Below are 11,635 nucleotides of genomic sequence, written 5' to 3'. Positions count from 1 at the left end.
GTGCGTACCGGGCTGAGAGGCGGTGTAAGTGAACTGTAGTTGCCATGTTTTACGGCAATGAGAGCAGAGATAGCGCTGATGTCCGGCAGTGCTTTTGCCGTTACGCACCACGCCTTCAGTAGCGGAGCAGGAAGGACATCTGATGGAAATGGAAGCCACGCAAGCACCTTAAAATCACCATCATACACTAAATCAGTAAGTTGGCAGCATTACCCAACCCCGGAAAGAAATAAAATAAATTTTATTTCTCCCCGGCGTTTCCGAAATAAATATGAAAACACTGAGCGGTTGTGCAAATTCTTTGTGCGACCGTGAAGTGTTGCCGGCGAAGCCGGAATTTAACGGTTATTAATCTTTTCATCATTAATAATCAGTCCGACTGACTTTCTTTCTTCGGAATATCATCATGAGTTTTAACGCAAAGGATATGACCCAGGGCGGTCAGATTGCGTCCATGCGTATCCGCATGTTCAGCCAGATCGCCAATATTATGCTTTACTGCCTGTTTATTTTTTCTGGATACTCGTTGGTCTGGTTTTATGGGTAAAAATAAGCTGGCAGACGTTTGTGAATGGCTGTATTTACTGGTGGTGTACCACGCTGGAAGGCATGCGGGATTTAATCAAGTCTCAGCCGGTATATGAGATTCAGTATTACGGCAAAACCTTCCGGATGAACGCTGCTCAGGTACTGCATGATAAATATATGATCTGGTGCGGTGAGCAGTTATGGTCTGCATTCGTTCTGGCCACAGTTGTGGCACTGGTTATTTGCCTGATTACCTTCTTTGTTGTCTCCTGGATTCTGGGGCGTCAGGGTAAACAACAGAGCGAAAATGAAGTCACAGGTGGTCGTCAACTGACAGACAATCCGAAAGACGTTGCCCGGATGCTGAAAAAAGACGGCAGGGACTCCGATATCCGGATTGGCGATCTGCCGATTATCCGGGATTCCGAAATCCAGAACTTCTGTCTGCACGGCACGGTCGGGGCCGGTAAGTCGGAGGTTATCCGTCGTCTGGCCAACTACGCCCGTCAGCGTGGTGATATGGTGGTGATTTATGACCGTTCAGGGGAATTTGTTAAAAGTTACTATGATCCCTCCATCGATAAGATCCTGAATCCGCTGGATGCACGCTGTGCCGCCTGGGATTTGTGGAAGGAGTGCCTGACACAGCCGGATTTTGATAATACCGCAAATACTCTGATCCCGATGGGCACAAAAGAGGACCCGTTCTGGCAGGGTTCAGGACGTACCATTTTTGCGGAAGCGGCGTATCTGATGCGTAATGACCCCAACCGCAGCTACAGCAAACTGGTGGACACACTGCTTTCCATCAAAATTGAAAAACTGCGTACCTACCTGCGTAATTCACCGGCGGCCAACCTGGTGGAAGAGAAAATCGAGAAAACGGCCATATCCATCCGTGCTGTGCTGACCAACTATGTGAAAGCCATCCGTTACCTGCAGGGGATTGAGCATAACGGTGAGCCCTTCACCATCCGTGACTGGATGCGTGGTGTCCGGGAGGATCAGAAAAACGGCTGGCTGTTTATCTCGTCGAATGCCGACACTCATGCCTCCCTGAAGCCGGTGATCTCCATGTGGCTGTCCATTGCCATTCGTGGTCTGCTGGCAATGGGAGAAAACCGTAATCGTCGTGTGTGGTTCTTCTGTGATGAGTTACCCACATTACACAAACTGCCGGACCTGGTGGAGATCCTGCCGGAAGCCCGTAAGTTCGGTGGCTGTTATGTGTTTGGTATCCAGTCCTATGCCCAGCTGGAAGATATCTACGGTGAGAAAGCGGCTGCCACGCTGTTTGACGTCATGAACACCCGTGCCTTTTTCCGTTCTCCCAGCCATAAGATTGCGGAGTTCGCTGCCGGTGAAATTGGTGAGAAAGAGCACCTGAAAGCCAGCGAACAGTATTCCTACGGTGCTGATCCGGTACGTGACGGGGTATCGACCGGTAAGGATATGGAGCGCCAGACGCTGGTCAGTTATTCCGACATTCAGTCCCTGCCGGATCTGACCTGCTATGTCACCCTGCCCGGACCGTATCCGGCAGTCAAACTCTCACTGAAATATCAGGAACGACCGAAGGTCGCTCCGGAGTTTATTCCGCGTGACATCAACCCGGAAATGGAGAACCGTCTGAGTGCCGTACTTGCCGCAAGGGAAGCAGAAGGTCGTCAGATGGCCAGCCTCTTCGAACCGGATGTCCCGGAGGTTGTTTCCGGAGAAGACGTGACTCAGGCTGAACAGCCGCAACAGCCGCAACAGCCGCAACAGCCGCAACAGCCGCAACAGCCGCAACAGCCGGTGTCTCCTGTCATCAACGATAAGAAGTCAGATTCAGGTGTGAATGTTCCGGCAGGGGGGATCGAGCAGGAGCTGAAAATGAAACCGGAAGAAGAGATGGAACAGCAACTGCCACCCGGGATCAGTGAATCCGGTGAAGTGGTGGATATGGCCGCTTATGAGGCATGGCAGCAGGAAAATCATCCGGACACCTGGCAGCAGATGCAGCGTCGTGAAGAGGTGAACATCAATGTGCACCGGGAACGCGGGGAGGATGTTGAGCCGGGAGATGATTTCTGATGAACAGGTCAGCTCCAGTCTTCAGTTCTCAGGCCGCCCACACGTTCAAATTCCCGGGTGTTATTAGTCACAATAATCAGCCCCCGACTGCGGGCATGACCTGCGATCATTTGATCAAATGGCCCGACAGGGCGTCCCTGACGGGCAAGTTCTGCTCTTATCTGGACGGTGTGTGTGGCTGCAGCAGCGTCGTAATCCAGAACATCAATGCGGGAAACAAATCCCTCGATCACAGCGAGATTACGTTCAGGCATCTGGCTTTTTTCTGCACCATATATCAGCTCCATCAGGGTGACCGAACTGATACACATTCTCCCCTGGTTCAGGTTAAAACGCTCCCTGACGCTGGCGGGTTTGTTCTTTATCGTAAAAATGCAGATGTTGGTATCGAGCATAAACTTCAGCATCAGAATGACTCCCTTTCCTGCATGCCGGGCTGTTCCCTGTTATCCATAAAATCGGCGCTGACGCTGTGTCCGTCGAACCATTCGTCCCATGTCTCTCCGGCTGGCGTAATGATTCTGGTTCGTCCGACAGCAATCACTTCAACGCGTTTTACGTTTTCCGGCAATGCAACCGCTTTTGGCAGTCTGACCGCCTGGCTGCGGTTGCTGAGAAATACGGTGGTTTCCATTATTTGCCTCCTTATGTGGATATGTCTTGTGTATATCCATTGTGGGATTGATACCGGGATATGTCAAAGGGATATACGTTTATGATGAGTATCGCGCAGGTCAGATCGGCCGGAAGTGCCGGGAATTATTATACCGACAAGGATAATTACTATGTGCTGGGCAGCATGGGAGAACGCTGGGCCGGCCAGGGGGCTGAACAAGGCTGCAGGGCAGTGTCGATAAGGATGTCTTTACCCGCCTTCTGGAGGGCAGGCTGCCGGACGGGGCGGATTTAAGCCGCATGCAGGATGGCAGTAACAGGCATCGTCCCGGCTACGACCTGACCTTCTCCGCTCCCAAAAGTGTCTCCATGATGGCCATGCTCGGGGGGGACAAACGTCTTATTGAAGCACATAACCAGGCCGTGGATTTTGCTGTCCGTCATCACCCGTGTGGAGGCACTGGCCTCCACACGGGTGATGACGGACGGACAGTCAGAAACGGTGCTGACCGGTAATCTGGTGATGGCACTGTTTAACCACGACACCAGTCGCGATCAGGAACCACAGTTACACACGCATGCGGTGGTGACTAATGTTACGCAGCATAACGGCGAATGGAAGACACTGAGCAGTGACAAAGTGGGGAAAACGGGGTTCATTGAGAATGTGTACGCTAATCAGATTGCCTTTGGCAGGCTCTACCGGGAAAAACTGAAAGAGCAGGTTGAGGCGCTGGGCTATGAAACTGAAGTGGTCGGTAAGCACGGTATGTGGGAAATGCCGGGTGTACCGGTGGAGGCCTTTTCCGGACGCTCACAGACTATCCGGGAGGCCGTCGGGGAAGACGCCTCGCTGAAATCCCGGGATGTGGCGGCGCTGGATACGCGTAAATCCAAACAGCACGTCGATCCTGAAGTCAGAATGGCCGAGTGGATGCAGACGCTGAAGGAAACCGGGTTCGACATCCGGGCATATCGTGACGCAGCGGAACAACGGGCATATACCCGCACGCAGACACCCGGACCCGCTTCACAGGACGGGCCGGATGTGCAGCAGGCGGTGACACAGGCCATTGCCGGATTAAGTGAACGCAAAGTGCAGTTTATGTATACGGACCTGCTGGCCAGGACGGTCGGCATACTGCCGCCGGAAAATGGTGTGATTGAACGGGCACGCGCCGGTATCGATGAGGCCATCAGCCGTGAGCAGCTTATCCCCCTCGATCGTGAGAAGGGGCTGTTCACGTCCGGGATTCATATGCTCGATGAGCTGTCAGTCCGGGCACTCAGTCGTGACATCATGAAACAGAACCGGGTGACCGTACATCCGGAGAAAAGTGTCCCCCGGACGGCCGGTTACAGCGATGCCGTCAGTGTTCTGGCACAGGACCGTCCGTCGCTGGCCATTGTGTCCGGGCAGGGCGGTGCAGCCGGGCATCGTGAGCGGGTGGCTGAACTGGTCATGATGGCCCGGGAGCAGGGGCGGGAGGTGCAGATTATCGCTGCTGACCGTCGCTCGCAGATGAACCTGAAGCAGGATGAACGGCTGTCCGGTGAACTGATAACCGGACGTCGTCAGTTGCTGGAAGGCATGGCCTTCACGCCGGGCAGTACCGTTATCGTCGACCAGGGCGAAAAACTCTCCCTGAAAGAGACGTTAACCCTGCTGGATGGTGCCGCACGTCATAACGTACAGGTCCTGATAACTGACAGCGGGCAGCGAACCGGTACAGGCAGTGCACTGATGGCCATGAAGGATGCCGGGGTGAACACATATCGCTGGCAGGGGGGAGAACAGCGACCGGCCACCATCATCAGTGAACCGGACCGTTATGTCCGCTATGCCCGGCTGGCCGGAGATTTTGCGGCCAGCGTGAAAGCCGGAGAAGAGAGCGTGGCACAGGTCAGCGGAGTACGGGAACAGGCCATACTGACACAGGCCATTCGCAGTGAGCTGAAAACACAGGGCGTGCTCGGACACCCGGAGGTAACCATGACCGCCCTGTCACCGGTCTGGCTGGACAGCCGGAGCCGTTATCTGCGGGATATGTACCGCCCGGGAATGGTGATGGAGCAGTGGAACCCGGAGACACGCAGTCATGACCGCTATGTGACAGAACGTGTGACGGCGCAGAGTCACAGCCTGACCCTGCGGAATGCGCAGGGCGAAACGCAGGTGGTGCGTATTTCTTCCCTGGACAGCAGCTGGTCGCTGTTCCGGCCGGAAAAAATGCCGGTGGCAGACGGTGAGCGTCTGAGGGTGACAGGGAAAATTCCCGGACTCCGCGTCTCCGGCGGTGACCGCCTGCAGGTGGCATCCGTCAGTGAAGATGCGATGACGGTTGTTGTGCCGGGACGGGCTGAACCGGCCACCCTGCCTGTGAGCGATTCACCGTTCACGGCACTGAAGCTGGAGAACGGCTGGGTGGAAACGCCCGGGCATTCCGTCAGCGACAGTGCGACGGTTTTTGCCTCCGTCACACAGATGGCAATGGACAATGCCACCCTGAACGGTCTGGCCCGCAGTGGTCGTGATGTCCGGCTGTATTCCTCACTGGATGAAACCCGTACTGCGGAAAAACTTGCCCGCCATCCCTCCTTTACGGTGGTTTCTGAGCAGATAAAGGCGCGTGCCGGTGAGACATTGCTGGAAACCGCTATCAGTCTGCAGAAAGCCGGGCTTCACACGCCGGCACAGCAGGCCATTCATCTGGCCCTTCCTGTGCTGGAAAGTAAAAACCTGGCCTTCAGCATGGTGGACCTGCTGACAGAGGCGAAGTCGTTTGCTGCAGAAGGAACCGGTTTTGCTGACCTGGGAGGGGAAATCAATGCGCAGATAAAACGGGGTGATTTACTGTATGTGGATGTGGCAAAAGGCTATGGCACAGGCCTGCTGGTTTCCCGTGCGTCGTATGAGGCAGAAAAGAGCATTCTTCGCCATATTCTCGAAGGTAAGGAAGCGGTCACGCCGCTGATGGAGAGAGTACCTGGCGAACTCATGGAGAAACTGACATCAGGACAGCGCGCCGCCACCCGTATGATACTGGAAACGTCCGACCGTTTCACGGTGGTGCAGGGCTATGCCGGTGTGGGTAAGACCACACAGTTCCGGGCGGTGATGTCAGCCGTGAACATGCTGCCGGAGAGTGAACGTCCCCGTGTCGTGGGGCTGGGGCCCACACACCGTGCGGTCGGGGAGATGCGCAGCGCCGGCGTGGATGCACAGACACTGGCGTCCTTTCTGCATGACACGCAGCTGCAGCAGCGCAGCGGAGAAATACCGGATTTCAGCAACACGCTGTTCCTGCTCGATGAGAGCTCAATGGTGGGCAATACCGACATGGCACGGGCATATGCCCTGATTGCGGCCGGTGGCGGTCGGGCTGTGGCCAGCGGTGACACGGACCAGCTGCAGGCCATCGCGCCCGGTCAGCCTTTCCGTCTCCAGCAGACGCGCAGTGCTGCCGATGTGGTCATCATGAAGGAGATTGTGCGTCAGACGCCGGAACTGCGGGAGGCGGTATACAGCCTGATTAACCGGGATGTGGAAAGGGCGCTGTCCGGGCTTGAGCGTGTGAAACCGTCTCAGGTGCCACGTCTGGAGGGCGCATGGGCACCGGAGCACTCCGTGACGGAGTTCAGTCACAGCTAGGAAGCGAAACTGGCAGAAGCGCAGCAGAAGGCGATGCTGAAAGGCGAGGCTTTTCCGGATGTCCCCATGACACTGTATGCAGCCATTGTCCGCGACTATACCGGCAGGACACCGGAAGCACGGGAGCAGACGCTGATTGTCACGCACCTGAATGAGGACCGGCGCGTACTGAACAGCATGATTCATGATGCACGGGAAAAGGCCGGAGAACTGGGGCAGGTGCAGGTCATGGTGCCTGTCCTGAACACAGCGAATATACGCGACGGGGAGCTGCGTCGTCTCTCCACCTGGGAGAATAACCCGGATGCCCTTGCCCTGGTGGATAATGTGTATCACCGGATTGCCGGTATCAGCAAGGATGACGGGCTGATAACCCTGCAGGATGCGGAAGGTAACACGCGGCTGATTTCGCCCCGGGAGGCGGTGGCTGAAGGCGTCACGCTGTACACCCCGGACACCATCCGGGTGGGGACCGGTGACAGGATACGCTTCACGAAGAGTGACCGGGAGCGCGGTTATGTGGCCAACAGCGTCTGGACGGTGACAGCGGTTTCCGGTGACAGTGTCACACTTTCTGACGGTCAGCAGACCCGTGTGATTCGCCCCGGTCAGGAGCGGGCAGAGCAACATATTGACCTGGCCTATGCCATCACCGCCCATGGTGCACAGGGGGCGAGTGAAACCTTTGCCATCGCGCTTGAAGGCACGGAAGGTAACCGGAAACTGATGGCCGGCTTTGAGTCAGCCTACGTGGCCCTGTCGCGTATGAAGCAGCATGTGCAGGTGTACACCGATAACCGTCAGGGCTGGACGGATGCCATCAACAATGCCGTACAGAAAGGAACTGCCCACGATGTGTTTGAGCCGAAACCGGACCGGGAGGTCATGAATGCAGAGCGGCTGTTCAGTACGGCGCGGGAGCTGCGGGACGTGGCGGCAGGCCGTGCCGTTCTCCGTCAGGCGGGGCTGGCCGGGGGAGACAGTCCTGCACGGTTTATTGCTCCGGGACGTAAATATCCGCAACCGTATGTGGCACTGCCGGCGTTTGACCGTAACGGCAAGTCCGCCGGTATCTGGCTGAACCCGCTGACCACGGATGACGGAAACGGGCTGCGGGGATTCAGCGGTGAAGGTCGGGTAAAAGGTAGCGGGGATGCGCAGTTCGTGGCCCTGCAGGGCAGCCGTAACGGAGAAAGCCTGCTGGCTGATAATATGCAGGATGGCGTCCGGATTGCCCGTGATAATCCTGACAGTGGTGTGGTGGTAAGAATCGCCGGTGAAGGCCGTCCGTGGAATCCCGGTGCCATCACCGGTGGCCGCGTGTGGGGGGATATCCCGGACAACAGCGTCCAGCCGGGAGCCGGAAATGGCGAACCGGTCACGGCAGAGGTACTGGCACAGCGGCAGGCTGAAGAGGCCATCCGCCGTGAAACGGAACGTCGCGCAGATGAAATTGTCCGTAAAATGGCAGAGAACAAACCTGACCTGCCGGACGGCAAAACAGAGCAGGCTGTCAGGGAAATTGCCGGGCAGGAGCGTGACCGGGCTGCCATAACTGAACGGGAAGCCGCGCTGCCGGAGAGTGTACTGCGTGAACCACAACGGGTGCGGGAAGCGGTCTGGGAAGTTGCCCGGGAAAATTTGCTGCAGGAGCGTCTGCAGCAGATGGAGCGGGATATGGTTCGTGACCTGCAGAAAGAGAAAACCCCGGGCGGAGACTGATACAGGAAGACAAACACTGATGACAACGGATAACACGAACACGACACGTAACGATTCACTGGCTGCACGGACCGATACCTGGTTGCAGTCATTTCTGGTCTGGTCACCCGGACAGCGGGATATCATCAAAACGGTGGCACTGGTGCTGATGGTACTGGACCACATCAATCTGATATTCCAGCTGAAGCAGGAATGGATGTTTCTGGCCGGGCGAGGAGCCTTTCCGCTTTTTGCCCTGGTGTGGGGGCTGAATCTGTCCCGTCATGCGCATATCCGGCAACCGGCCATTAACCGGCTGTGGGGATGGGGAATTATTGCCCAGTTCGCATATTATCTGGCAGGCTTTCCCTGGTATGAGGGGAATATCCTGTTTGCCTTTGCAGTGGCGGCACAGGTGCTGACGTGGTGTGAAACGCGCAGTGGGTGGCGTACAGCAGCGGCCATACTCCTGATGGCCCTGTGGGGGCCTTTGTCCGGCACCAGTTACGGTATTGCCGGGTTGCTGATGCTGGCAGTCAGCAACCGGCTGTACCGGGCGGAAGACAGAGCGGAACGTCTGGCGCTGGTCGCCTGCCTGCTGGCTGTTATTCCGGCGCTTAACCTTGCCACCAGTGATGCAGCGGCGGTGGCCGGTCTTGTGATGACGGTGCTGACCGTTGGTCTGGTGTTGTGTGCCGGAAAATCATTACCCCGTTTCTGGCCCGGAGACTTTTTCCCGACGTTCTATGCCTGTCATCTGGCTGTGCTGGGCGTTCTGGCGCTGTGACGGGTGTGGTATCTTTGGCCGCAAGAGGATGATTCGTCAGAGGCAGAACACAGCATGACAGAGCAGAAGCGACCGGTACTGACACTGAAGCGGAAGACAGAGGGAACAGCGACTGTCCGCAGCCGGAAAACCATCATCAATGTCACCACGCCACCAAAGTGGAAGGTGAAAAAGCAGAAGCTGGCCGAGAAAGCGGCCCGTGAAGCAGAGCTGGCGGCAAAAAAAGCGCAGGCCAGACAGGCGCTGTCCATTTATCTGAACCTGCCCACGCTGGATGAGGCTGTGAATACCCTGAAGCCCTGGTGGCCGGGATTATTTGACGGTGACACGCCCCGGCTTCTGGCCTGCGGTATCCGGGACGTGTTACTGGAAGACGTGGCGCAGCGGAATATCCCGCTCTCGCATAAAAAACTGCGCAGGGCGCTGAAGGCCATCACCCGTTCAGAAAGCTATCTGTGTGCCATGAAAGCCGGTGCCTGCCGGTATGACACGGAAGGGTATGTGACGGAGCATATTTCTCAGGAGGAGGAAGCGTATGCGGGAGCGCGTCTGGCGAAAATTCGTCGCCAGAACCGGATAAAGGCAGAACTTCAGGCCGTGCTTGATGAGAAATAAAAAAAGCCTCCCCCAGAGAGAGGAGGCAGGGAAATAAGGCTTAAAAGGAAATAACTTCCGCTTCCGAAAGGAAGCCAGTCCACTGAATTATTTATCACAATAATACTGACAACTAAAGGGGGACAAGAAAATGAATGGATTCAGAAACAGTTCACGGAACGGCCAGGTCTGGCGTTACCAGCGTGCCGGCGGGCGGGCCGTTATTCTGGAAGTCAGTGGACGCTGGATGGAAGCGGCAGAAGCATGGCGACGGGCTGCCTGTGTTGCGCCTAGGACAGACTGGCAGCAGTTTGCCCGGAAAAGGGCTGAACACTGCCACCGGCGCTGCCGGGGAAGGGGGTAACGAAAAAAGCAGCCTTCATTACTCCAGGAGTCAGAAGGCTGAAAGGAGTTTATGAGATTTGCTTCTTAATATCCGGTCGGGCAGTATGACCGGACAGTTCTGAGTAGCACAGAGTCTTTTCCGCATTAAGTCGATTTTTTATATTTTGTGATTAATTTCACAAAATAAGGTGTTATTCAATGTGTGCTGCACTATTCAGGGGGGCTGAAATACAGGTGCCATTTATCTGATATGGAGAATAACATGAGGAAATATATTCCACTGGTATTATTTATCTTTTCATGGCCGGTATTGTCTGCAGATATTCATGGACGGGTTGTTCGTGTACTGGACGGTGATACCATCGAGGTCATGGACTCACTGAAGGCGGTGCGGATCAGGCTGGTAAATATTGATGCACCGGAAAAGAAACAGGATTATGGCCGGTGGTCAACAGACATGATGAAATCACTGGTCGCAGGAAAAACGGTTACCGTCACATATTTTCAGCGAGATCGTTATGGTCGTATTCTCGGGCAGGTTTATGCACCAGACGGAATGAATATTAATCAGTTTATGGTCCGGGCCGGGGCTGCCTGGGTATATGAGCAGTACAACACAGATCCCGTGCTACCTGTCCTTCAGAACGAAGCCAGACAACAAAAACGTGGGCTCTGGTCAGATGCTGATCCGGTTCCCCCCTAGATATGGAGGCACCGTAAATAAAGCGATGGCAATCCTATCATTCATCTGTTCTCAGCGGGAATAAAAATGGCAAAAACAAAACAGGAATGGCTGTATCAGTTACGGCGATGTTCATCAGTCAATACGCTGGAAAAAATTATTCATAAAAACAGAGACAGTTTATCAAACAGAGAACGTGAATCATTTAATTCAGCAGCAGACCACCGGCTAGCGGAATTAATCACCGGAAAGTTATATGACAGGATACCAAAAGAGATATGGAAATATGGGTAATGACTCCAACTTATTGATAGTGTTTTATGTTCAGATAATGCCCGATGACTTTGTCATGCAGCTCCACCGATTTTGAGAACGACAGCGACTTCCGTCCCAGCCGTGCCAGGTGCTGCCTCAGATTCAGGTTATGCCGCTCAATTCGCTGCGTATATCGCTTGCTGATTACGTGCAGCTTTCCCTTCAGGCGGGATTCATACAGTGGCCAGCCATCCGTCATCCATATCACCACGTCAAAGGGTGACAGCAAGCTCATAAGACGCCCCAGCGTCGCCATAGTGCGTTCACCGAATACGTGCGCAACAACCGTCTTCCGGAGCCTGTCATACGCGTAAAACAGCCAGCGCTGGCGCGATTTAGC

Annotated in this window: 8 protein-coding genes and 3 pseudogenes; 7 read left to right on the top strand and 4 right to left on the bottom strand. The window is 55.2% G+C overall.

Translation table 11 applies throughout. The features are described 5' to 3' along the window. Positions 1 to 159: IS1 family transposase (locus BFF42_RS02585; protein WP_032277379.1), on the bottom strand; the 159-nt coding region annotated here is incomplete at its 3' end. A gap of 247 nt (positions 160 to 406) precedes the next feature. Between BFF42_RS02585 and traD the strand changes: the two are divergent. Next, positions 407 to 2,604, top strand: a pseudogene (gene traD / locus BFF42_RS02580) (type IV conjugative transfer system coupling protein TraD). Between the two features lie 8 nt (positions 2,605 to 2,612). Here traD and vapC read toward each other — a convergent pair. Together vapC and vapB are read right to left on the bottom strand one after the other, a co-directional pair. Next, entirely contained in the window at positions 2,613 to 3,011 is a 399-nt protein-coding gene (gene vapC / locus BFF42_RS02575; RefSeq protein ID WP_000911319.1) for a type II toxin-antitoxin system tRNA(fMet)-specific endonuclease VapC, read from the bottom strand. Beyond that, entirely contained in the window at positions 3,011 to 3,238 is a 228-nt protein-coding gene (vapB, locus tag BFF42_RS02570; RefSeq protein WP_000450530.1) for a toxin-antitoxin system antitoxin VapB, read from the bottom strand. The genes vapC and vapB overlap by 1 nt, the downstream gene beginning before the upstream one ends. An 81-nt stretch (positions 3,239 to 3,319) precedes the next feature. On the opposite strand from vapB, the pseudogene traI reads away from it, so the two are divergent. The 6 genes and pseudogenes from traI to hha all read left to right on the top strand — a co-directional run bounded on the left by traI (position 3,320) and on the right by hha (position 11,274). Beyond that, positions 3,320 to 8,593 (top strand): annotated as a pseudogene (traI, locus tag BFF42_RS02560) (conjugative transfer relaxase/helicase TraI). 19 nt (positions 8,594 to 8,612) lie between these two features. Then, positions 8,613 to 9,359, top strand: coding sequence for a conjugal transfer pilus acetylase TraX (gene traX, locus BFF42_RS02555; RefSeq protein WP_000205722.1), 747 nt, complete (start codon positions 8,613 to 8,615; stop codon positions 9,357 to 9,359). A 54-nt stretch (positions 9,360 to 9,413) separates the two neighbouring features. Beyond that, positions 9,414 to 9,974 carry a fertility inhibition protein FinO gene (locus BFF42_RS02550; RefSeq protein WP_005056178.1) on the top strand — a complete coding sequence of 187 codons (561 nt, stop codon included), beginning with the start codon at positions 9,414 to 9,416 and terminating at the stop codon, positions 9,972 to 9,974. Between the two features lie 130 nt (positions 9,975 to 10,104). After that, the gene (locus BFF42_RS02545; RefSeq protein WP_011379083.1) at positions 10,105 to 10,317 is read left to right on the top strand and encodes an ANR family transcriptional regulator; all 213 of its coding nucleotides are present in this window, start codon (positions 10,105 to 10,107) and stop codon (positions 10,315 to 10,317) included. Positions 10,318 to 10,560: 243 nt separating this feature from the next. Then, complete coding sequence (locus BFF42_RS02535) at positions 10,561 to 11,001, top strand: thermonuclease family protein (RefSeq protein ID WP_001233864.1); 441 nt, start codon at positions 10,561 to 10,563, stop codon at positions 10,999 to 11,001. A 66-nt stretch (positions 11,002 to 11,067) separates the two neighbouring features. Next, positions 11,068 to 11,274, top strand: a complete 207-nt coding sequence (hha, locus tag BFF42_RS02530) for a hemolysin expression modulator Hha (protein WP_012421743.1) — start codon at positions 11,068 to 11,070, stop codon at positions 11,272 to 11,274. Positions 11,275 to 11,284: 10 nt separating this feature from the next. Here hha and BFF42_RS02525 read toward each other — a convergent pair. Next, positions 11,285 to 11,635, bottom strand: a pseudogene (locus tag BFF42_RS02525) (IS1-like element IS1B family transposase); the annotation flags it as partial.

The sequence above is a fragment of the Shigella sp. FC1661 genome, from assembly GCF_001712525.1.
Lineage (GTDB): Bacteria > Pseudomonadota > Gammaproteobacteria > Enterobacterales > Enterobacteriaceae > Escherichia > Escherichia coli.
Note: the sequence above shows the minus strand (reverse complement) of the source record. Positions and strands in the feature narration are given on the sequence as shown.

Bases quoted from the DNA above. Each gene is read 5' to 3' on its own strand.
- traX (WP_000205722.1), top strand. From the start codon at position 8,613: ATGACAACGGATAACACGAACACGACACGTAACGATTCACTGGCTGCA.
- BFF42_RS02550 (WP_005056178.1), top strand. From the start codon at position 9,414: ATGACAGAGCAGAAGCGACCGGTACTGACACTGAAGCGGAAGACAGAG.
- hha (WP_012421743.1), top strand. From the start codon at position 11,068: ATGGCAAAAACAAAACAGGAATGGCTGTATCAGTTACGGCGATGTTCA.
- vapB (WP_000450530.1), bottom strand. From the start codon at position 3,238: ATGGAAACCACCGTATTTCTCAGCAACCGCAGCCAGGCGGTCAGACTG.
- BFF42_RS02535 (WP_001233864.1), top strand. From the start codon at position 10,561: ATGAGGAAATATATTCCACTGGTATTATTTATCTTTTCATGGCCGGTA.
- vapC (WP_000911319.1), bottom strand. From the start codon at position 3,011: ATGCTGAAGTTTATGCTCGATACCAACATCTGCATTTTTACGATAAAG.
- BFF42_RS02545 (WP_011379083.1), top strand. From the start codon at position 10,105: ATGAATGGATTCAGAAACAGTTCACGGAACGGCCAGGTCTGGCGTTAC.